Annotated in this window: 17 protein-coding genes; 5 read left to right on the top strand and 12 right to left on the bottom strand. The window is 45.1% G+C overall.

From position 1 onward, the window contains the following. Positions 1 to 5: 5 nt before the first annotated feature. The 5 genes from NSS87_RS07900 to NSS87_RS07880 form a co-directional block, all read right to left on the bottom strand. Positions 6 to 935 carry a sugar ABC transporter permease gene (locus NSS87_RS07900; RefSeq protein WP_042125419.1) on the bottom strand — a complete coding sequence of 310 codons (930 nt, stop codon included), beginning with the start codon at positions 933 to 935 and terminating at the stop codon, positions 6 to 8. A 170-nt stretch (positions 936 to 1,105) separates the two neighbouring features. Beyond that, positions 1,106 to 2,689, bottom strand: a complete 1,584-nt coding sequence (locus NSS87_RS07895; RefSeq protein ID WP_339246087.1) for a response regulator — start codon at positions 2,687 to 2,689, stop codon at positions 1,106 to 1,108. Then, entirely contained in the window at positions 2,689 to 4,410 is a 1,722-nt protein-coding gene (locus NSS87_RS07890) for a histidine kinase (protein ID WP_339246085.1), read from the bottom strand. Before NSS87_RS07890 ends, NSS87_RS07895 begins: the two co-directional genes overlap by 1 nt. A gap of 67 nt (positions 4,411 to 4,477) precedes the next feature. Then, positions 4,478 to 6,640, bottom strand: a complete 2,163-nt coding sequence (locus tag NSS87_RS07885) for an alginate lyase family protein (RefSeq protein ID WP_339246083.1) — start codon at positions 6,638 to 6,640, stop codon at positions 4,478 to 4,480. Then, positions 6,630 to 7,751, bottom strand: coding sequence for a glycoside hydrolase family 88 protein (locus tag NSS87_RS07880; protein WP_339246082.1), 1,122 nt, complete (start codon positions 7,749 to 7,751; stop codon positions 6,630 to 6,632). Before NSS87_RS07880 ends, NSS87_RS07885 begins: the two co-directional genes overlap by 11 nt. A gap of 209 nt (positions 7,752 to 7,960) precedes the next feature. Between NSS87_RS07880 and NSS87_RS07875 the strand changes: the two genes are divergently transcribed. Beyond that, a complete protein-coding gene (locus NSS87_RS07875; protein ID WP_042186003.1) occupies positions 7,961 to 9,223 on the top strand; it encodes a TraB/GumN family protein in 1,263 nt (420 codons plus the stop codon). A gap of 299 nt (positions 9,224 to 9,522) precedes the next feature. Here NSS87_RS07875 and NSS87_RS07870 read toward each other — a convergent pair whose 3' ends face one another. Then, positions 9,523 to 10,809 (bottom strand): Gfo/Idh/MocA family oxidoreductase, encoded by a 1,287-nt coding sequence (locus NSS87_RS07870; RefSeq protein WP_042186001.1) that lies wholly within the window; start codon positions 10,807 to 10,809, stop codon positions 9,523 to 9,525. Between the two features lie 146 nt (positions 10,810 to 10,955). On the opposite strand from NSS87_RS07870, the gene NSS87_RS07865 reads away from it, so the two are divergent. Continuing rightward, entirely contained in the window at positions 10,956 to 11,783 is an 828-nt protein-coding gene (locus NSS87_RS07865; RefSeq protein WP_339246077.1) for an AraC family transcriptional regulator, read from the top strand. Between the two features lie 3 nt (positions 11,784 to 11,786). On the opposite strand, the gene fucU is transcribed toward NSS87_RS07865, so the two are convergent. Genes fucU through NSS87_RS07845 form a run of 4 tightly spaced genes read right to left on the bottom strand, consistent with a single transcriptional unit; the run spans position 11,787 to position 16,139 of the window. Then, positions 11,787 to 12,215, bottom strand: a complete 429-nt coding sequence (gene fucU / locus NSS87_RS07860) for an L-fucose mutarotase (RefSeq protein ID WP_339246076.1) — start codon at positions 12,213 to 12,215, stop codon at positions 11,787 to 11,789. Positions 12,216 to 12,227: 12 nt separating this feature from the next. Then, entirely contained in the window at positions 12,228 to 12,878 is a 651-nt protein-coding gene (locus NSS87_RS07855; protein WP_339246074.1) for a class II aldolase/adducin family protein, read from the bottom strand. Positions 12,879 to 12,896: 18 nt separating this feature from the next. Continuing rightward, complete coding sequence (locus NSS87_RS07850; protein ID WP_339246072.1) at positions 12,897 to 14,342, bottom strand: rhamnulokinase family protein; 1,446 nt, start codon at positions 14,340 to 14,342, stop codon at positions 12,897 to 12,899. A gap of 30 nt (positions 14,343 to 14,372) precedes the next feature. Next, positions 14,373 to 16,139 (bottom strand): L-fucose isomerase, encoded by a 1,767-nt coding sequence (locus NSS87_RS07845; protein WP_339246070.1) that lies wholly within the window; start codon positions 16,137 to 16,139, stop codon positions 14,373 to 14,375. Positions 16,140 to 16,377: 238 nt separating this feature from the next. Between NSS87_RS07845 and NSS87_RS07840 the strand changes: the two genes are divergently transcribed. Further along, positions 16,378 to 17,148, top strand: coding sequence for a DeoR/GlpR family DNA-binding transcription regulator (locus NSS87_RS07840; RefSeq protein WP_042193458.1), 771 nt, complete (start codon positions 16,378 to 16,380; stop codon positions 17,146 to 17,148). Between the two features lie 43 nt (positions 17,149 to 17,191). On the opposite strand, the gene NSS87_RS07835 is transcribed toward NSS87_RS07840, so the two are convergent. Continuing rightward, complete coding sequence (locus NSS87_RS07835) at positions 17,192 to 17,860, bottom strand: SGNH/GDSL hydrolase family protein (protein WP_339246068.1); 669 nt, start codon at positions 17,858 to 17,860, stop codon at positions 17,192 to 17,194. Positions 17,861 to 17,969: 109 nt separating this feature from the next. On the opposite strand from NSS87_RS07835, the gene NSS87_RS07830 reads away from it, so the two are divergent. Then, the gene (locus NSS87_RS07830) at positions 17,970 to 18,944 is read left to right on the top strand and encodes an aldo/keto reductase family protein (protein WP_339246066.1); all 975 of its coding nucleotides are present in this window, start codon (positions 17,970 to 17,972) and stop codon (positions 18,942 to 18,944) included. A gap of 58 nt (positions 18,945 to 19,002) precedes the next feature. Here the strand turns inward: NSS87_RS07830 and NSS87_RS07825 are convergent, their stop codons facing one another. Beyond that, positions 19,003 to 21,678, bottom strand: a complete 2,676-nt coding sequence (locus NSS87_RS07825; RefSeq protein ID WP_339246064.1) for a YhgE/Pip domain-containing protein — start codon at positions 21,676 to 21,678, stop codon at positions 19,003 to 19,005. 235 nt (positions 21,679 to 21,913) lie between these two features. On the opposite strand from NSS87_RS07825, the gene NSS87_RS07820 reads away from it, so the two are divergent. Continuing rightward, entirely contained in the window at positions 21,914 to 22,441 is a 528-nt protein-coding gene (locus tag NSS87_RS07820; RefSeq protein ID WP_339246062.1) for a hypothetical protein, read from the top strand. The last annotated feature ends 49 nt before the right edge of the window (positions 22,442 to 22,490 follow it).

The following is a 22,490-nucleotide window of genomic DNA, read 5'->3' as shown; positions in this document are numbered from 1 at the left end:
CCCCTTTATTCTTCATTTCTCATTTTCCAAGTAGCTGCGGTGATCAAGCCTATGACGGCGAATAGCAGCCAGGAAATTGCAGAGGCATAGCCCATGTTGTAGTATTTGAACCCTTCCTCATAGATCCTGAACACAAGCACGGTAGAAGAATTGTTCGGGCCACCTTCGGTCAAAAACGCGATGATGTCGAACACCTTAAACGAGCCAATCAGCATGGTTATAAGCAAGAAGAACGTGGTTGGACGCAGCATCGGAACCGTGATGGCAAAGAATTTCTTCAGTGCGCTAGCTCCATCTATTTCGGCGGCTTCGTAGATTTCATCGGAAATATTCGTCAAGCCGGCCATATAGATAATAATGGTGTAACCCAGACTCGCCCAAGAACTGATAATGGCAATCGATAACAGCGAGGTCTTTGGATCGACCAGCCATTTTGGAGGGCTGGAAATTCCAAGCTCCATCAAGAACTGATTGATCGGTCCAAGGGATGGATGGAACAATGCGCTCCATACAGCGGCAATTGCAATAATCGAAGAAATATAAGGGATAAAGAAGGCAACTTTGAAATAATTTTTAAGAAATACACTATTTTGAATCAATGCCGCCAGCACCAAAGCAATCGCAATCGGTATCGGCACGGTCATAATCATATAAATAGCATTGTTCTTCAAAGCTTGAATGATGCTCGGATCATGGAACATTTTGATATAGTTATCCAATCCGATAAACTCGATCCCTTGAACCCCCGACAATAGATCCCATTTCGAGAAGCTTAAATAAAGTGAGAATCCAAGTGCAAATACATTAAGAAAAAGCATTCCGACAATTTCCGGAGCTAGAAACAGCCACCCGGTCAAAGCCTCTTTCCGCTGCGGAGTCCAGAACTTCCGCTTCTCCTGCAGAATTTTTGGCACAGGTTGTTTTGCAGCCTCCACGTTGTATCACCTCGACAATTTGATTTGTCATTATAGTAATATATCCGCCTCCCGCATGAAGGAGTGATTATGACCCGAGATGTGCAAGATTTTGACCTTTGTCTTTCGACATCAAAAAAACCGCCCTAAATGGGCGGCGGGTCTATTCGGTAGGTTGAGATTTGCACTTCTCAGCGTACCGAGTGTTTGGATTTATATTCGCTCGGCGTTGTTCCCACATATTTTTTAAACACTTTTGAAAAATAGGTTCTGTCCGAATATCCCAGACCAACGGCCAGCGATTCCAGGTTTTGGCTGGAGATTTTCAGCATTTTGGTCGCAACCTTCATCTTGTGCTGATGTACATAGTCCGTAAAGGTCAGACCAGTCATGCGTTTGAAATAACGCGAGAAATAGCTCGGGTCCAGAAAGAGATAACGTGCCATATCGATTGAAGTGATATTATCGCCAAGATGCTGATCGATAAATTGCTGGATAAGCTGCAGCTTGGGCTCCTGCGGGGGAGTTCCTGCCACCTGCTGTTTGTTGCCTGTAATCTGCACAAGCTTTCTTTCCACCAGTTCCATCGTATCCTCCAGTGTGCGGGTTTGCATGAGATAGACGAACAGATCCTCATCGAATGTTAGGCTAGTGAACATCAGCTCGATACCTCGGAGCATAAAGGATAAATCCCGGACGAAATCGCCCGGATGGATAGCCATTACTTTTGCAGTCCTAGCGATTTCCTGAAGAGTGCCACGGATGGCTTCAAGATCATTTTTAATCACGGCCCGTTCCATCTGCGGGATATAACTATCCAGAAATCCTTGAGGAGCAGGCTGGAAGCGAGGGGTAGCGATTTGCAGAGTATCCAGAACTGTGTATTCCGCACTCGCATAGAACTCGCACTTGTCCTGGACAATTTGCCGATGAATCTGTCCAATCGCCTGCAGCTCTATTTTCTCAGTGACTGCGATGATGCCCGGTTGAATCTTAAGGAGATGGGAGCACTCGGAACACAATCGCTGTAAATAATCATGAAAATAAAGACTGGCATTCTGCGCCAGATTCACACGGTAATTATACAGAATCACAATATTCTTCTGCTCCAAAAAAGGCGTAATCCCCTCACACGCTTCGGACAGCTCTAGGGCTATATTGTAGATGGCATATAAAATAAGTGGATACTCGCTCTGCTTGTACCTCTTCTCGAAACTGGAAAAGTGAATGCTGACCGTGCCCAGCATGAACCACGGATACGTCCAGGATATGCCGATTTGCGTCGCATAGGCTAGCGTGGTTTCGGGCGGAGCGCCGCCAATCACCCTTTGCAGCAGATTCTGCCGGAATAACTGGCTATTGTATCCCGTTTCCCCATGCTTGATTAGCCCGATCTTCGATTTAAGCAAGCGTACAGACTTGGCAAGGCTTTTCTCCAGTTGCTCGTCCGTAAGCTGGTCCTTAATTAAATAGTCATCCACCTTCAGCTTTACCGCTTGCTGAGCATAATGGAAATCCTCATGACAGGTCAGGAAAATAATTCTGACCTCCGGCTTCATCCGGGTAAAGTAATCGGCCAGCTCAATCCCGTTCTTTTGCGGCAAGCCAATATCTGTGATCACGATATCGGGCTGTACTTCCTCAAACATTAATAACGCCTTGGCACTGGAATAGGTGCTGCCGACAATCTGCAAGCTATGTGCTTCCCAGTCAATCATCTGCTGAAGCACCTTGAGCATAGGAACATCATCATCTATGAGCATCACTTTATACATCAATATCCCTCTCTCTCCGACAGATTAACCTGATGATTGCCTTGCGGCAAATACAGAGAAACGGACACCCCACCTTGCGGCAAATTATGCAGCGACAAGCGGGTATCCTGACCATAGGTCAGCCTCAGCCTTTGAACCACGTTAATTAAACCGACCCTTTGATAAGTTCCATCCTGTTCATCGTCCTTGTAGAGCAATCTGCGGTTCAGTCCTGCCAGAATTTCTGCCCCTGCACCACAGCCATTGTCTTCGACTTCAATCATAATCCCATCAGGGATCGTTCGGGCACGGACGACAATACGCGGTGCCGGGTGGTCAACTAGACCGTGAACGATGGCATTCTCTACGAGAGGCTGCAGAATAAGTTTAGGAACGATGAGCTTCTCTGTATCCGCTTCCAGATCGACCTCCAGTTCAAGAGGGATTTCGTTGCGGATCTTCATGATGTCGATATAATGGCTAAGCAGTCTGCATTCTTCCCGTAAGGTAGCCGGTTCATTGACCTTCAGATAGGCACGGAGAAGACTCATTAGCGAATCAATGATCCCGCTGTGCAGCTTATCTTTAGCCAAAATAAGGCTACATTTGATCGAATTCAACGTGTTGATCAAAAAGTGGGGACGAATCTGCATAAACAGCGCCTCAAGTTCCATCACTCGCTTCTGTTCTTGCTCCAGCTCGATGTCGTGAATCAATCCTTGCAGTTGATCCAGCATAGTATTCAATGTCTGCCCCAGCTCAGCGATTTCATCCTTGCCCTTGACCTCCAGCCTGACATCAAGATTCCCCATCCCAAACTGGCGCACAACGCGCTGCAGCTTCATGATCGGACTATGCAATCTTTTGGCAATCAGCATGGAAGTGGCCGAAAAGACAATAAACAAGAGAAGCACTAAACCAATACCACTATAAAAAGTTCGCGAAATCTGGCCCGACCATTCTTTCTCTGAAGCTTCATAGACCAGCTCCCAATTGGATTTGTCGATGGCTCTGGCCGTACGCACGCTCCCTCTAGCTTCCTTGCCTTCTGGGGCTAGCTCTGAGTTCCCGGCGATCAGGCCTCCTCTGGAATCAAACAACGCCAGCTTGCCAAACTCGACCGGCCCGAGCAATTTGTTGAAATAGGCATCGGGAATTGAGATGAGAAGCACGGACACCTGCTGTTTCTCCCGGCTATCATAGATTACTCTGGCAATATAGTAGCTACTGCTTTTACCGGAACCGCTGTCAGCCATCCCAAGCCATTGCAAGGTCTCCGGTTCGTGAACATTGACACGTCCCATCAGCTTGTCCATGTTGTCATTAATCACGGATAAATTCTCAGTCCCAGAGGAGATCACAAAGTGTTTCCGGTTAACCAAATACATGCGAATGTTATTATTTAGCGGCTTAGAGTTGATGAGCGAAAACACATCCTGAATTTGCGTAAAATGTACGTAATCCTGATAGGTGTTCAATCGCTCGGTATCTGCAAAGACCTTCAGATTGGCGCGAAAATTGGTATCGTTTACAATAAAATGCGATGCAAATGTCACATCATCAATGGTCTTGTTTAGTTCGTCAATCATAACGTTCAGAAAGTTATCGTTGCTGAGCTGCAGCTTTTCTACCATCGTATCCCGAATAAGCACAAAGGAGATGATCGATACTGCAATCAGCGGAATAAAAATCAGCAAAAGAAATGAAACCTGGATACGTCTATAGTAAGTGAATTTGAACATGTTTTCTCCGCGCCTCTCTCATGCTCTTTTCTATTATTCTATCAGCCCGTTATCCAGTATACATGCATTATCTGATTACCGTGACTTTCTTTTGACCGTTTGCGAAAACAATAAGCACTACTTCACCAAATATTTGTATACCTTCCACTACATAGGAATCCAAGTGACTGGATGGAACCTCGTGGCTGATCACAATAATATGCTCCTCATTCCTTTCAGGGAAGCTGATCCGGCATGCCTCCGCCTGCACTGCATCCACAGGTTCACCCGTATGGCGGTAAATCGGCACCTGTTCAACCAGTGGACAGAACGGCTCACCGGAAGGCTGCGGGTACAGCATCTGCATCATCGATACCGTTCCTTTTCCCGTTCGGGAGTAAACGGCATGCTGATTGGGTTCCAGCAGATTGTATTCGCGAGAGATTACCCCGTCATCAATCTTGCCCTGAAGTCCTTTAACATTAACGGGAATGATGCAAAGATTGGCTTCCCGCTCATTTTTTGTACGGCAAATGAATGTCTCGTCTTCCATCTGAACCGCTCCGGGTGCAAAATGAAAATGCTGGGAAAACGTATGCTCCTGACGGCAGCTAAAGCTGTCGACCAGAAGCCAGTAATAAGGCTTGATGAATATGATCCTCCTTAGCAGGTGTACCGGATCATCCAAATGACGGTAGCCATCATGGCTGCCCTCAACATAATCAAAGTCCGGATTGCTGATCCATTTGCTGCCTGTCGGCTTCGCAATTTGGGAGAAGGACCATGTATCCGTGATTTCAGTGAATCCAATTCCGTCAACAGTAGTCGTATTATGGGCAGCGCTTTCTTTTAACGCTTTTCTAAGTGGTGTGTGATCACTATAGTTGTATCTGCCCAGATCGGTAAGCATATCCCGCCCAAAGGCATGCAGATCGAAATGTAGCAAATCTGCGTGACCATGTCCACCACCAAGCGGTCCGCAGTGGAAATATAGGTACAAGTCCTGCTCGTCCCAACCCGTTCGCATCACATAATGACCGGAATGTGTGAAAGAGCGTGACAAGTAAGGCGGTTCCTCCGCAATCAGCTGCTCGTAGCCTTCAACTCCATTCATTCCGAACAACCAGGCATTGTCATAATCCATATGATCATATCCGCCAAAGCGGAGCACAGAATCCTGGAACAACCAACCTGCATAAGTCAAAATCGAACGGACATCGCTGTCATCGCTATCCCCGAGCATCGGCTGCCGATGATTCGGTTTGGCCCAATACAAGGAAGCGACGGCCATTTGATGAACTTTTTGCTGAAGTTCATCCTGTAGCTCCAGTCCATTCATCCGAGCCAAGCGGATGCAGTCGAGAAAACATACCAGAACCTCATGGTGATAGGTGGGCGATTGCTCCCAATGGATACCATCCGCCATGACCTGGATTCTAGCCGTCTCCCCTAATCTCTCCTCACCGAGCCGTCGCCAAATCTTAGCCCTAGTGAACTCAGGGAAGTAGAGCGCGGTTTGGAATAAGCCACAAGTCTCCAGAACGCCCCAATTGCTGATATTCTTCCAGCCCGTAAACGATAAAGCTAAATATTCGCTGTGTTCATGAAGGGATATCATTACTTTCGCCAGAAGCGTCGGTGTGAGCAGCGGACTATCCTGTATATAGGATAGCGCTTTGATCCAGTTCGCACAGCGAAGACCCGCTTCAATTGTGCGCCAAGTCAACGTATCATTCGTAGGCATGTCTGGAACAGGATTACGGTCCATCCAATCTTCAAGCTGACAGCAAAATGTTCTCGCATACTCCTCATTACCTGTTATCGCATACGCTTGTCCTAATGCCACCCAGTAGCGGTGGCGATTCAGCATATAAGCCCATTCTACATCCTTATCCGGAATATAACGCCAGTCAATTTCTTCCTCAAAGGAAACCGGAATGCGGCTGCGCTCCATATCCCAGGGAAACCGAAAAAGAAACGTCTGCTCCATAACTTCATCCGCCGTCTTCATTACGACTTCCAGCTCATCTGCGCAATATTGCTGTATATAATCGATATGCTGCTGTTTCCGACTGTCCTCTGCCCGCCAGCCCGGCGTGCTCCGATTAGTCAAATACCGATGCAATTCAGTCAGCGCATCGTCCTGCCGTGCTTGGCTGAGCGCATCCTTCACGGGCGCTAGAGCAGGTAACTCAAGGTCGAGTAGCGTAAAGACAGCATAGGGAGAGGTTGATCGGACATCAGCGTTCATACCAGTACCCCCTGGTGCCTTTTTGCAGCCGCAGCAACGCTTCGAGGTAGAAATAATCTCCCCAGATCATGAAATCATCCGGAGACAGACCGCCGCGTACATGGTAAGAGCCGTGCTTCAGCAGCCCCTCCGCATCTTCACCGATCGTGGAATAGTTCTGCACAAGTGAAGTCATCGACTGTATTAATCCCTGCTGAAAATAAGCCCGTTCGGGATCTTCCTCCTCCATTAGCTCCAGCAGTTCCAGTAGTCCAGCCGCAACAATTGCAGAGGCCGAGCTATCCCGGTACGTATCCGCAGACACTGGAGCATTAAAGTCCCAGTAAGCGACATGATCCTGTGGCAAATGCTCCAGAAAATAGCGGGCCATCCGCTTGGATGTTTCCAAATACAACGGATCCTTAGTATAGCGGTAAGATAATGCAAAACCGTAGACGCCCCAGGCTTGCCCGCGTGTCCAAGTCGATCCGTTAGTATAACCCTGGTGTGTAGCACCGCCAATCGGCTCTCCGGTCTTCTGGTCGAAGAAAAACGTATGGTAGGAGCTGTCATCTCCCCGCACCAGATAACGTTTCGTTTTATCCGCCTGCATGACCGCCACCTGCCGATATAGGGAATCACCGGTCTGTTGTTCCGCCCAATACAGAAGAGGGAGATTCAACAGACAATCAATAATGATGCGCCCACCTTCCTGGGCATCTCCCACAGGTCCCCAAGCCTGAATATAACCTCCGCCTGTGCGCCAGCGCTTCAGTAATAAGTCTGCCGCCTGCAGTGTCAACTGACGCGCGGATTCGTCTTTATCTATAATCCACTGGGCCTTGGAGGATAACGAATACAAAAATCCGATGTCGTGATGATCAAGCACCGTCTTTGCCGCGAAACGGCGGCAGAAATCCTCTACGGTATGAGATGCCGCGATACGAAAGCTGTCATCCTGCGTATATTCATAGGACAACCACAACATGCCGCTCCAGAATCCATTGGTCCAGTCGTCATTGTTATTGAGCTGGTAAGTTCCATTCATGCTGACATGAGGGAATCTACCCCCGAATCGGTCTATATTTTTACGTACCTTCTCTATCGCATCTTCAATCGCATTGCTCCACATAAGTTCCTTGCTCCCTTCGGGCTCTTCGTTTCTTATGTTTCATGATAAGGAGAGTGAACAGGATCTAATAGGGGCGATTTTTGCTTTGATGTGCATTATTTTGACTTTTGTACGAAGTAACAAAACGTATAACTATTTATGGAAAAATACGTTAAAATCAGAAAGTGACTTACAACTTTCATTCTTTTTAGAAACGGAGTGTCCTATTAATGAAAAAGCTAGGTGCATTATTTTTATCCATTTTCATGGTTATGTCTATCTTTACCACTGCCCATGCGGCTGAAAAGCCTGTCGGTGTGTGGATTGATGGAACAGAAGTAAAGTTAGGCAATTCTAATCCTGTTCTAGAAAAAGGAACTACATTGGTTCCTATGCGTCCACTCCTAGAGAAGCTTAATGTAAATATGAATTGGAATAAAAAGACCCAAACCGTAACGGGGACCAAAAATGGACTAGCCCTCTCACTGACTATCGGCAGCACCACAGCAACGGTAAACGGGGAGAAGAAAAAACTAGAGGTGGCTCCTAAAACCATCAACAATGTCACCTATGTTCCTGTCCGCTTTATCGGTGAAACGATCGGCTATAAGGTAGAATGGAATGCGGCGCAGCGCACCATCACCTTTGTAGCTAATAACGAGGCTGCAGGGAGCACCGGATTCTTATGGAAAGTGGAGAACAACGGTAATACCGTCTATCTACTTGGCTCTATCCATGTGGCTAACGACAAAATGTACCCGCTACGCCCGGAAATTGAAGCTGCTTTTGAAGCGTCTCAATATCTCGGGGTCGAAGTTGACTTAACAAAGGTTGATCAAACGGAGATGCAAAAGTTCCTTACGGAGAAAGGTTCTTATACAGATGGGACCAAGCTCAAGGATCACGTATCCGCTGATACCTATAACAAAGTTGTTGCGCTTCTGAAAGCGAATGGTCTTGCAGGAAATGCATTCGATTCCTATAAGCCATGGGTCGTTACTCAAGGTATCTCAAGCCTACAAATGCAAACAACAGATTATACACCGGATACGGGTATCGACCTATATTTCACACAGAAGGCAGGCAAACTGAATAAACCTATCGTTGAATTGGAAAATATGCAATTGCAGCTGAACATGTTCAATCAATTCTCAGATGGATTGCAAGAAAAGCTTCTCCTTGATACACTCGATAGCCTCAAGCAAACGGACAATGCCGCAGCAACGGCTTCGCTGGATGGATTATCCCAAATGTGGATGCAGGGGGATGAACAATCCCTCGTAGCTATGACACAAGCGGTCGCTAAGGAGCCAGAATACTATAAGGGTCTCGTTTCGGATCGGAATGCCAACATGGTGAAGCATGTAAAAGAGTATTTGAATAGTGATAAAAAAGCGACTTATCTTGTCGTTGTTGGTGCACTACACATGCTGGGTGATGATGGCATTGTGACTCAATTGCAAAAAGACGGCTTTAACGTCGTCAAACAATAAATACTAGTGTCAAAATAAATAAGGCTGTCTCTTAGTCATCTACAATGACTTTGAGGCAGCCTTTTATTTTTACTTTTTTAGCTCAATCTAAAAATAGTAGTAAATTGACGTGAAGACAGAGCGGAGGGGTGGAGGGATTCTGGAGAAACGCCAGTGTTCGCCTTTAAAGACCCATTTCAACTGCTAATCTTTCTACTATTCAGAAATTGGGCTTTAACAGCGATCGTAAGAACCCTCCACTCCGCAGCGGTTTATTCACAAACAGGCTACTACTATTTTTGGTTTTGAGCTTTTTCCTTCTACCATTTGATTAACTGATCCACCTTCACCGGAAGTCCAGTAGCGATCGAACGATTAGCCGCAATCCCGGTCATAATGGACAACGCCCCATCCACATGGGAAGCTGCACGATTAAACCGATCCTCCACAGGTCGTTCAAAAATATCACGAAGCATGACCGGATCTCCGCCCCCATGTCCCCCAACGCCTTCTTCAATTTCAACTTCATAAGGCGGCGCAAAATGAGGGAATACAGTGATTTGCTTGTCCTTTAGTGCCCCTTCATCTTCTTTCTTCCCCCCGGCGTTTACATAGGACTGTTCAACAACCTTAACTTCCATCCGCCCCTTCGTCCCATTAAATACTACAATGAAGCCTTCCCAAGGCAAATAAGCATTAAGTGAATAGTTCATAATCGTCTTGTTTTTGTATTTGACCATGACTGCCATCGTATCCTCAATGCTGATATTATCACCGAATACACTTTGATCTCGCAGGTACCCATCTTCATGCTCGGCATCCAGATACATTTGCTTAAGCTGCTCGTTGTCTTTTAGATGAAGCGCAAAGGGATCATTTTCCGCTGCACTACTACCATGGGCACGCTGATAAAACTCTGTCACCCCGCGCTTCTCCGCATTCTCTCTGCCATAGAACCTTAAATCTCCCATGGCATAGACCGTATCCGGACGAGAGCCCAACCAGAAATTCATCAAATCGAAATGATGTGTTGATTTATGAACCAACAGCCCTCCGCTGTTCCGTTTATCCCGATGCCATCTGCGGAAGTAATCCGCCCCATGCTGTGTATTTAGCAGCCACTCAAAATTAACGGATAACACTTCTCCAATCGCCCCATCCATGATCAATTCACGGATTTTGGTATTGTGCGGGGCATAGCGGTAATTGAACGTAACACGCAGTTTTTTCCCCGTCTGCTCAATCGCTTCAAGAATTTCCTGACATTTCTCTTCATCTACCGTCATTGGTTTCTCCGAAATCACATCACAGCCAAGCTCCATCGCCCGGATAATATAATGGTGATGTGTGCGGTCAATACTCGTAACGATAACTACATCCGGCTTAGTCTCTTCAATCATACGATCAAACTCATGAGCTTTATAAGTAGGAACCGCATGATACTGATATTTCCCTTTCAGTAATCGATTCGCATAATCCATTCTTGCCCCATTCACATCGCAAAAGCCTACAATTTCTGAAGTTTCACGATAATTCGTAGTTATCTCACCATAGAAAAACTCCGCTCGGCCACCGGTACCTACGAATACATATTTCTTCTTCGACACAAGGATCACTCCATCGCTATTGATTTTGATGCCGTTTCTTCTTATAGTTTATAGTATAAAATACATTCAAATCTAAGCGATTATTAGCAAAAATAGCGAAAACTTTGCATATATTAGCTTCATTATCTGAAAGGGGCAAATCTACAATGGAACAGGAGCTAGAACCTCCATTTATCATTGAACAAATCAAAAGAGCCGGCCCATTCAGCATGGATTCCGACCATTATCACGATACATATGAAATTTATTATTTACTCGCAGGTGAGCGCAGCTATTATATCAACAATCTTATTTATACCTTACGCAAAGGTGATTTGATATTTATTAACAAAAATGAACTTCATCGCACCACTTCTAAGGGCTCAGCACGCCATGAGCGAATATTGATTAACTTTGAGGAGGACTTTCTGCAAAAAACATTGGCGAACTACGACCTAAGTATTCCTTTTTTAACTACACAAAGCTTACTTCTGCGTCCCGGAGTACATGAACAAGGAGCCATCGAATCTATCCTCTTCTCCATGCTAAAAGAACAAGAAGAGCATCGATCACAGCAAATCCCCTATCTTCAGACACTTCTCATCCAGTTATTTATTGAAATGAACAGAGTACAAGAAATAAGCCGCGAGCCCATCGCTCCTGAGAGCAGTGAGAAGCAGCTTAAAGTCTACGAAATGATCGATTATTTACAGGCACATTATGTTGAAAAGCTTACATTAGAGCAGCTATCCGAAACTTTTTTCATCAGCAGTACCTATCTTTGCCGTTTATTCAAACAGACCACTGGCTTCACCATTGTTGAATATCTAAACTACATTCGGATCAAGGAAGCCCAACGACTCTTGCAGAGCACTAACACTAAAATCACTGCCATTGCAGAGAATACAGGCTTTGACAGCATCGCCCACTTTGGGCGGGTGTTTAAGCAAATCGCGAAATGCTCACCTCTGCAATACCGCAAGCAGAATCGCTGATCATCAGGCCTTGATTACACCTTTTTTGATAATAATATTTCCATAAAGTGCTTCTTCACCTGTGACTACAACAGCATAACTTTGCTTAGAACGATTGTAGAAATCAAACCGCTCCTCATATTTAATCGTCGCTTCAGCGTCATGTTTGGCGATTATCGACTCGTACGTGGACCAGATCACCGGCACCGTAGGATCTCCCTCAACCACAGCCATAAATGCCACCTGATGTTCCACATAATGATCAAGGGGCAGCAGTTCCAATATTGCATCCAAAAGATCAGGTATCCCAATACCATCATATCTTAGTACGTTTGAGTTTAAGGAGTGTCCGGGATAATTAGCATCTGCCAGTACAAGCTCATCACCATGACCCATTTCCATCATCACACGTACCAGTTCCGGAGATAGTAGCTTAGGAATTTTTTTCAACATCCAAGCACCTCATTACTTCCCATAAAAAGATCTCAAAGCTACCAGCTCATCAATCCGATGCTGTGGCAGCTCTCTCTCCCCGTCAATCATACGTGTAATAAAGGTAATCTTGGCTGTATATTCGAGTCTCTCCATATTCAGATAAGCCTCCATAACATCCGTTCCCCAAGTAAGTGCTCCGTGATTTTCGAGCAGGACTGCTGATTTTTTGCCAAGGAAAGGCATCAGTGAGTCCGGGATTTCTTCTGTTGAAGGTGTTCCGTATTCCGCCAAAGGAATATCCCCGATCATGATAACCGACTCTGGCATCATCATTTTATCGAGCGCCTCACCTTTAATGGCAAAAGCGGTAGCATACGGGGGATGTGCATGAACCACACCATTCATCTCAGGTAGCTCATTATAAATTCTCAAATGCATTTTGGTTTCCGTTGAAGGTCTGTATCCTTCCGCCGCTTCAAGAACTTCACCTTGCAAGTTTACTTTTACAATCATATATGGCTCTAAATATCCCTTGCTTACCGCTCTGGGGGTAGTGAGAATTTCATTCTCTGATAACCGTGCTGAAATATTCCCATCATTGGCGGCAATGAAATCTTTATTAAACAAATTTCTGCCAATATCACAAATCTGCGAACGTAGTTTTTGTTCCAAGTTATCCATAAGTTCTCTCCTCGTATCCTATTTTTTAGAGTTTTTCACCAAAGAAGGCTGGTATGTCTTAAAGGTAAAAGATCGTGCCACGAACTCTTTCGCCTTAGAAACTTCCAATTTCCCCAGGGCAGCCAGCTGGACAATGATATTGCCAATTCCACTGGCCTCCACTGGCCCTGCAACGACTTCTCTACCCGTAGCATCAGCGGTGAGCTGGCATAATAGCTCATTTTGAATCCCACCGCCAACCATATGAATGATAGTGATTGTCTTGCCGGTGATCTCTTCCATTTCTTCAATCGTTCTACAGTATGATTGCGCAAGGCTCTCAAGGATAACGCGTACAAACTCAGCTTTCGTATTAGGCGACTGTTGCCCCGTTCGCTCACAATATTCCTGAATCCGCTGCATCATCACACCAGGTGTGCTGAAAAGCTGGTCATTCGGGTCAATGATCGCTGGCGCCCCATTAATCGTTTGGGCTAATTCAACCATTTCACTTTGACTAAAATTCTCTCCTGCTTTCGCCCAATTCCTCTGGAGCTCCTGTAGAATCCATAGTCCCGTTGTGTTTTTTAGCAAACGATTAGAATTACCGTAGCAACGTTCATTTGTGAAACCATATTCATAGCTTTTCTCTGAAATGACCGGCTCAGGCGTCTCCATACCCACCAACGACCAAGTACCACAGCTTAAAAATGCTGCTTCATCCTTTCGAGTATAAGGGATCGAAGCTACTGCTGAAGCCGTGTCATGTGAAGCGCCGGCTATCACTTTCATCGGGCCTATATTAAGCTCCTCTTGAATAATCGGTAGGATAGATCCAATAACCGTTCCCGCATGAACCTGTTGTGGAACTAGACTACTCGGAATCCCAAGTCTGTTAAATAATTCAGATGAGAGCTCTCCCGTTACAGCATCCACTAAACCGCTTGTACTCCAGATCGTGCTTTCTGCTGCTTTTATGCCAGAAAACAGGTAATGAAATAGATCTGGCATCATTAAAATCGTATCCGCGGTCTCCATAAGAGAATCATTATCCTGAAAATCAGAGAACAGCTGATAAAGTGTATTAATGACACTTGGCTGAAGACCGGTCATACGGAATTGCTCTGCAGGTGACAGTAGCGCTTCCAATTTAAGAAGGTGAGCCTCCATCCTCCGATCCCTGTAATGATGGGGGGAATAGAGCATCATTCCTTTTTTATCAATAAACCCGTAGTCGACTCCCCATGTATCCACACTTAAGGACGTCAGTTCTCCATGTTGCCTAAAGGCTTTTTGAACCCCTTGCTTCATTTCATGGAAGAGCCTTAGAGTATCCCAATATAAATGCCCGTTGACCTGTACCGGCGTATTCTCAAACCGATGAATTTCTTCCATTTGCAGCTTATCGCCATCATATATCCCCAGCATAACTCTTCCGGAACTGGCGCCGAGATCTATGGCTAGAAGCTTAATCGTATCACCCATTGTTCACCACACCTGCTTCACAGGAAGATTTTAATAGAGGGGTCCAAAGTTCTGACATGCTCTGTAATCTGCTCCCTCCAGATCTTCGGTACCAAATAACGACCATACTCGAGGTCTAAAAATACGTGATTCCTCAACGTTATGCATGCTGACCGGAATGCGCAGAATAGACGCCAGCGTAATCAAATCTGCCCCAATATGCCCATAACTGATCGCTCCATGATTTGCGCCCCAATTATTCATGACATCATAGACTGATTGGAAAGAACCACTATTGGTTAACTTAGGCGCAAACCAGGTTGTTGGCCAAGTCGGATCTGTTCTTTGATCCAATGTATGGTGAACATCTTCAGGCAGCTCAACCGTGTGACCCTCTACAAGCTGAAGAACAGGTCCAAGCCCTTTAACCAAGTTCATCCGTGCCATAGTAACTGGCATCCCGCCTTTAGTTAAATAATCCGTAGAGAAGCCGCCCCCACGGAAATATTCTTGAGAAGCCGGGCGGAATTGGGTCTGGCTCAAACAAGCTTCTACCTCATCCTCCGAAATTTCCCAAAAAGGTTTAATCGCAGGTTTACCGTCTATCGTCTGCTCGCCCGTCCCATCCAGAGCAGCCGAACCAGAGTTGATCAAGTGTAGTATTCCGTGTGCTGCTTCACCTTCCAATTGATGACCCGTTACTCGCTTAACAGCATCTGGACTCCAAAAGGTTCGGACATCCGCAAATATTTGTGCAGTATTCGTAAGCAAATAATTGAACAGCATCGTTACTCCGTTCAGGCTATCATTCTCTGTCGCTACGATATAAGGTGTACGTTTGCCGTTCCAGTCAAAAGAGGAGTTCATTATCGTCTCCATGAAATCTCCGTTAGGAAAATGATCCGTCCATTGGCGCTGCCCTTGGAAGCCACCCACAATCGCATTATGACCATTGGCCTCTTCCTCAAAGCCCAGCTCAGCGAGAACAGGATTGCCGATCATCAAATCACGGGCGATCAAGGTCATTTTCACACAAGTCTCCCACTGCTTCTCTTTCTCATCATCACTTATTTGCAGATGCTTCGGATTATTATCGGCACCAACTTGGCAGTTTTCTTTGGTCCACGCGAGTGCTCGCTCATATTCCTCTTTATCATAAATCTCCTCTTCAAAGCGGCGTACATATTCTGACATATCTATATATTCATTACGCATTCCCAGATACTCTTGGAAGAACTGTTCATTCACAATCGATCCAGCAATCCCCATCGAAACAGAACCCATTGATAAATAGGATTTACCTCTCATTTGAGCGACAGCCAACCCAGCTTTGGCGAACTGCAGCAATTTAGTCTGCACATCCGCTGGAATCTCCTCACTGCTAGACTCCTGAACATCCTCACCATAGATACCGAACGCCGGAATTCCTTTTTGTGCATAAGCAGAGAGAACAGCAGCTAGATATACCGCACCTGGGCGTTCCGTTCCGTTAAATCCCCAAACCGCATGTGGGATTGAGGCATCCATATCCATCGTTTCAGAACCATAACACCAGCAAGGGGTCACAGTAATCGATACGCCAACATTAGCCCCAGCAAATTTCTGAGCTGCAGCAGCAGCTTCTTTAACACCACCAATCGTAGAATCGGCAATGATGCACTCTACGGGGCGGCCATCCGGATAAAATAAGTTCTCTTCAATAAACTTAGCTACCCGCTGAGCCATACCCATGGTTTGAGCTTCTAACGATTCGCGAACCCCTCTTCTTCTGCCATCAATGGTCGGGCGGATGCCAATTTTCGGATAGTTTTCTATCACTGCTGTTCCTCCTCAAGATCATCTTAGTATCATCGGTAATGGACCTATTTCTCCTTCATCATAAAATATGAAAACGCTTTAGTCAACATAAAACAACATATTTATAGATAAATTATGTGGTTTTATGTGGTATTAATATTATTATACTGTGGTATTATGTGAATATGAGGTTATTTCTTTGATTTATACAACAATGTAGTAAACTAGGAAGTAGATGATGATAGAGGTGAGTGAACGGATGAAAGCATTTGAACGGCGGGATCTAATCATTAATGAGCTGTATAGACAAAAGAAAGTCCATGTCGCTCAGCTGGCGCAAAAATTCAATGTCTCGGAAGAGACCATTCGGCGGGATCTGGATAAACTGGACAAGGAAGGACTTGCCAAGAAAAATTATGGCGGTGCAATCCTTAATGCCCACACGAATGAGGACCCTCCCTATGTGAGTAGACATCAGGTAAATATAGAGGCCAAACGTACGATAGCTGATCATGTTCTCCAATTAATTAATGATGGGGACAGTTTGGTGACGGATACGAGTTCAACAGTTTTTGAGGCTTTACGGAGAATTATAGAGGAGAAAAACAATCTGACGATTATTACGAATTCTTTGGTTGTATTATCCGAATTTCAACATTCTGGGCAAAAGCTAATTTCTACTGGTGGAATACTAGGCCCCGAGACTAGCTCCTTCGTTGGACATACCGCCTCACAGACTATTCAAAAATATAATGTGGACGTAGCCATATTCAGCTGTAAAGCGTTGTCTATGACTGGTGGGCTCAGCGATTCGAACGAAGAAGAAAGTGAATTGAAGATTCTTATGCAACAGCAGGCCAATAAAGTAGTTCTGCTCGCAGATCACTCTAAGTTCGACAGGACTGCGTTCATTAAATTATTTAGTTTCGATAGAGTGGATTATATCGTTACAGACGAGAAGCCTTCTGAGGAATGGATCGAGTTTCTGAATAACTATCATATATCTCTTATCTATGCACCCGCTGAGTAATCAGTAGGTGCATAAATAAAGATAAGGGGAAACCTTTATTTCACTAGTCCTTTAAAAGACCGCTTTTCTCTACGATCTTCAGCCACTCCCCAGCAATCAGATCATGCCCAGCCGCTGTCGGGTGAACGCCGTCCCACAGCCAGTAGGCTGGATCTATTCTACGAGTAGCTGCATCAAATGCTTCCTGTAAAGGAACAAACACAGCATTAAATTCCTCTGCAAGCTGCTTAACAACACCCTGATAATGAGTAATCCGCTCTTTCCATTCGTCCCATTGTTCTGCCGGAGCTCCGGTATTTAGAATAAAAGGCTCACACAAGACCAGCTTCGTTTGCGGAAGTACTTCCCCAGTTTCTTCAAGCACATGACGGTACGCACGTTCAAAACGGTCCGTTATACCACTTGGTTCCCCTTTCATTGTTCTCCAAAGATCATTAACACCAATTAAAATACTGATGATATTCGGTTGAAGGTAAATCGCATCCTCATTCCAGCGTGCATATAAATCGGAGATCCGATCCCCACTAATTCCACGGTTATAGAACACGAGATTCTGCTCAGCCCGTTCGTTGCCTAGCTTACCGCCAATGATATATGCATAGCTATGTCCTAGAATATGATTGGGATCTTCATCACGACCACGGTTTCCATCCGTAATAGAATCACCCTGAAACAAAATCACTTTTTTAGCTTTAGAAGTTGGAATAGTCATTACTACGATTCATCTCCTTGATCTCGTCTTTTACATGAAACATTCAAGTTGAATGTTCCATAGGATACAAGTAAAGTTAACATATACAACTCAAGGAGGGAAGAAAATAATGAAATACAGAAGACTAGGCAATTCAGGACTAAAAGTCAGTGAAATCGGCTTAGGCAGCTGGCTTACATATGGAACAGCAGCAGAGCAAAAGGCAGCAGACGCCTGCATCAGCAAAGCTTTTGAATGCGGTATCAATTTCTTTGATACTGCTAATGCTTATAACCGTGGTGAAGGCGAAAAAGCAATGGGCGCTGCTCTTCGCGCCTATGAAAGATCATCTTATGTGCTGAGTACAAAGGTATTCTTCCCCATGGGGGATGATGTGAATAATCGCGGTTTGTCACGCAAGCACATCATGGAGCAATGCGAAGCTAGCCTTCGCCGTTTAGGAACCGATTATATTGATGTTTATTTTTGTCATCGCTTTGACAGAGAGACGCCTGTGGAGGAAACTTTACGCGCACTGGACGACCTAACTGCACAAGGTAAAATTCTGTATTCAGCAGTGAGCGAATGGAGCGCAGCTCAAATTTCTGACGCCACCGGCATTTCACGCAGACTAAATCTGCGTCCGCTTATTTCCAATCAGCCTATCTATAACATGTTCGAACGTTACATTGAAGATGAGGTACTTGAGGTATCTCAGCGTGAGGGCCTCGGACAAGTGGTCTTTTCCCCACTCGCCCAAGGTATCCTGACAGGTAAATACAAACCTGGACAACAGCCTCCGGCAGGAACCCGCGCAGCTGATGATTCGGTAAATGGCGTCATTCGCAGCTACTTCCGCGATGATGTACTGACTGTTGTCGGACAGCTGGATGAACTAGCTAACAGTCTTGATTTGAAGCTGTCGCAACTAGCGTTAGCTTGGACCCTACGGCAACCTGGTGTAAGTTCTGCAATTATTGGGGCCAGTAAGCCGGCGCAGGTGGAAGAGAACGCCCGAGCTGTTGATGCCGTTCTATCTCTAGATACTTTGGAGCGAATTGAAGAGATTCTAAAGCCAGTAGCCGATTTCGCTCCAGCGAGATAATCTAAAAGAGGTTGTACCAAAAGCCACAGCAATTGGCTTAGGTACAACCTCTTTTTTCTTAAGAGATCAATTTGGATTCTTCGGCTTGTTCAGCCGCCTTTTCGATATAACGCTCCAGCGGCTTTTTGAGCGTTAGCGCCAGTAAGAGTGCTATTACACCGAATAGGATCAAATAAAGACAATCGCGAATCGCCACTTCCGGCAGAATCCCCCCTACCGCCTCCCGCATCAAACTAATCGCATAAGTAAATGGCATAAACGGATTCAACATTTGAAAGAAATGACCTGTTGTACTGATTGGAAACGTACCGCCAGAGCTTGAGAATTGAAGCACCATGAATACGATTGCTATCCCCTTCCCAACATTGCCGAATACGGAGACAAGGGTAAAAACAATCGTCACGAATACGATACTAATTAATACTGCAAAAAGGACAAACCACACCTTGTCCACCACATAACATTTCAGAATAAAGATATTCCCAAGTACAGCCACCAACGCTTGCAGAATTCCAACCGTAAGAAACGTCAGCAGACGTCCAAAATACAATTGATACCGTTTGTACACAATTCCCTCAGTATCTACTCCCGTACGGAGAAGTGAGATTAGGAGTGTGCCGCCTACCCATAAGGAAAGTACAACATAAAAAGGAGTCATAGCCGAACCATAATTCGGAATAGGATATAACTTATTCTCTTTTAATACTACCGGATTGGCTAAAAAATCACTTTTGCTCTTAATATCCCCTCCGAGCAGCTCAGCAATCTCTCCCAGATCCACCTCATCTTTGATCTGACGGATGGTAGCTGCCGCTTTACGAATCGAATCTTCCAGTATCGGAAGATCATTTCGCACCATATCCGCTGCGACCGCCACTCCCTTATCCGCACGGGGGAGACCTGTACGAATCAGATCAGAAATCTGGTGCACCCGTTCCTCTACAGCCGGCAGATCCTGACGGACGAAATTTGCAGCTTGTTGTATTTTTTCTCCTGCAACAGGCAAGCTGCTCTGAATTAGCGGAAGTGTATCACGAACAAAAGTACCAAAGCTCTGTGTCTTATCTGCGACACCGCTAGCTGCTGTATGTACCGCTTCACGAATAGCTGGTAAGTCCTGCTGTAGACTAGCCAAGCTTGATTGTCCGAACTCAATCGCTGCCATAGTCTCCTCAAGAAGGGTACCCAGCGCCGATAGACGATCCGGAACTTGTTCCAGGGCAGTGGCTGTAGTCTCAGCAGCAGTGGATATTTGCTCTAATGTATCTTTTATAGCAGGGATAGTTGCCGCTTCATATTCGGAAATAAGCTTCGAAATGGCTACGTTCCCTTCGCCAGATTTAAGACCCAATTGCTTAACATTACTCGGATCAGGCTGACCCTCATTTTGTAGATCCGTCGCCAGCGAGTTTACCAAAGAAGACTGCCTGCTCAAGGCATTGTTTACAGCCTTCAAGGTGCCAATCTCAGCATTAGTTACTGTTCCTGGTGAGAATGTATTCAGTGCTGATAACAAAGAAAGCGTATGATCCATCACGTTACTTCCCGACACCAGCTGAGCGGAAACTGACTCAAGTTGCTCGCGTACCGCTTGCGGGTCAAGATCTTCTCCCTGCAGCAGTTCAGCAAGCTGAACTATTGCGTTCTCCGTATTTTGCAGCAGGTATATATTTTGTTTGAGGGCGGCAGGTACCGCTTCAAATGCAGCATTACTCTTCTCTAAGAACTGTTGAAGCTCTAGAACAAAATCATTTCCAGCAGTTACAATTTTGTCGGCCTTAGGTAGCGCAGTTAGGGCAGTGTTAACAACTTTATTTGCTTCCGCAAGACCTTCCGACGCCTTGTCCATGATTTGTTCCACTTCACCAAAATGATTATCAAGTTGAACGATTAGCTGTGCTGCTTGTTCAATTTTTGGTAGCTTATCCTGCAGCTCCCCTAAATGATCTGCAACATTGGCAATTTGAGGCCAATGTTCAGCTATTTTTTCTAAAGCCAATCCCGCCTTTTCCACCTCAGGCAGCTTATCCTCCAGCTTAGAGATGCGCGTTGCCGATGCATGAATTTGCGGCCATTGCTCTTCAATTTTCAATACATGTTGGCCTGCCGTTTCAATCTCGGGGAGACTTGCCTCTAACATAAACAACCCTTTTTCAACCTTGCGTATAATAGGCAATTCAGATTGGAATTTTGAATCAATTTGCTTTAAAGCCGTAAATACGGTTTCGCTAATGGTTTCCGTAAAATTCTCACTGATCTGTGTTGTAATTGAAGAGGCACCTTTATCTGTGATTTTAGGGGCAATAGCATTGATCTTCTCATTGACGGTATATTCAATCTCTGGTTTCACGATCCTGCCTTCGAGGATTCCTGTCATTCTTTTGGAGAAATCAGCAGGGATAACAATACTCGCATAATAATCTCCACGCTTCACACCGTTGTGCGCAGCTTCTGCATCTACGAAGGTCCAGCCTAAGCTTTTATTATTCCGAAGACTTTCCATGACATCATTGCCGATATTGAAGCTCTTATCCTTCACAGTGGTCCCTTCATCCAAACTGGTTACAGCAATCTTAATGCCAGAGGTATTACTGTAGGGATCCCACACCGCCGCAACGTTAAACCAATCATATACAGAAGGTAACACCACCAAAGCAGCGATCAGGAACACGGCCACAGGAACCTTAAATACGTTGCGCCAGTCGTTCCTATAAATCCGTAGTATTCCACCCATTCGTTGCTCCCCCTAATCTGTATGTTTTGACATTTTAATATGCCCGAGGAGACAAACTTTTACTATCATTTTTAGTGGATTCATGACCGGCATCGTTTTTCAGAAATATTTTTAAAAAATTGCAACAAAACCTGCTCTTTTAACGTAATAGAAGTATATAGCCCGTTTAGGAAAAAACGTAGCGGGTAATAAGATATATACAACCTTTTTACATATCTCAAGGGGGAGATTTCTAATGTTTAAGAAAAAGTCAGCGTATGTGTTACCGGTTGTTGTTCTATTGTTTCTTTCCCTAATTACTACTGCTAGTACCGTTGGAACACGAGTAGATGCGCAAGATAGTGGCAAGACTCAGCAACAGACGGTATATATCCATACTATTCAATCCGAGAATGGCAAGCTTTCCATTACAGCCGATGAAATAAACTGGTATCAGGGTGCTGATGCTGACCGAGTCTTTGCTGAAAGAGACCCAGAAGGTGCAGCAGAAATTGGCGGGGCTCCAGACGGATATTATGTTGTTAATGATGTTGATACACTGACAACCTATCCGATCGCGGATAACGCAAAAGTAACCATGCAGATCTTTGATCACACTGGTAACATTGAGGACTTAGACATTCAGTGGAACGAAGCCATTACCTTACAGCAATTTATCGATCAATTTAATAAAACGGATATTTTCGATCTAAGCCAGTTTCCTTATCACCTTACGATTCAGGACGGCATAATCACCTCCATCGTGCAACAATATATACCTTAAGCAGCAACACGTAACATATGAAAAAGAGGGTTACCCAGCGGCCATTTAC

Origin of the sequence: Paenibacillus sp. FSL F4-0243 (assembly GCF_037963295.1) — a bacterium.
Taxonomy (GTDB): Bacteria; Bacillota; Bacilli; order Paenibacillales; family Paenibacillaceae; genus Paenibacillus_AQ.
This window is presented reverse-complemented; position numbering and strand designations above follow the sequence as displayed.

Coding starts and splice junctions, on each gene's coding strand:
- NSS87_RS07855 (WP_339246074.1), bottom strand. CDS start 12,878: ATGGATAACTTGGAACAAAAACTACGTTCGCAGATTTGTGATATTGGC.
- NSS87_RS07825 (WP_339246064.1), bottom strand. CDS start 21,678: ATGGGTGGAATACTACGGATTTATAGGAACGACTGGCGCAACGTATTT.
- NSS87_RS07895 (WP_339246087.1), bottom strand. CDS start 2,689: ATGTATAAAGTGATGCTCATAGATGATGATGTTCCTATGCTCAAGGTG.
- NSS87_RS07830 (WP_339246066.1), top strand. CDS start 17,970: ATGAAATACAGAAGACTAGGCAATTCAGGACTAAAAGTCAGTGAAATC.
- fucU (WP_339246076.1), bottom strand. CDS start 12,215: ATGTTGAAAAAAATTCCTAAGCTACTATCTCCGGAACTGGTACGTGTG.
- NSS87_RS07885 (WP_339246083.1), bottom strand. CDS start 6,640: ATGAACGCTGATGTCCGATCAACCTCTCCCTATGCTGTCTTTACGCTA.
- NSS87_RS07865 (WP_339246077.1), top strand. CDS start 10,956: ATGGAACAGGAGCTAGAACCTCCATTTATCATTGAACAAATCAAAAGA.
- NSS87_RS07875 (WP_042186003.1), top strand. CDS start 7,961: ATGAAAAAGCTAGGTGCATTATTTTTATCCATTTTCATGGTTATGTCT.
- NSS87_RS07835 (WP_339246068.1), bottom strand. CDS start 17,860: ATGACTATTCCAACTTCTAAAGCTAAAAAAGTGATTTTGTTTCAGGGT.
- NSS87_RS07840 (WP_042193458.1), top strand. CDS start 16,378: ATGAAAGCATTTGAACGGCGGGATCTAATCATTAATGAGCTGTATAGA.
- NSS87_RS07820 (WP_339246062.1), top strand. CDS start 21,914: ATGTTTAAGAAAAAGTCAGCGTATGTGTTACCGGTTGTTGTTCTATTG.
- NSS87_RS07880 (WP_339246082.1), bottom strand. CDS start 7,751: ATGTGGAGCAATGCGATTGAAGATGCGATAGAGAAGGTACGTAAAAAT.
- NSS87_RS07850 (WP_339246072.1), bottom strand. CDS start 14,342: ATGGGTGATACGATTAAGCTTCTAGCCATAGATCTCGGCGCCAGTTCC.
- NSS87_RS07890 (WP_339246085.1), bottom strand. CDS start 4,410: ATGTTCAAATTCACTTACTATAGACGTATCCAGGTTTCATTTCTTTTG.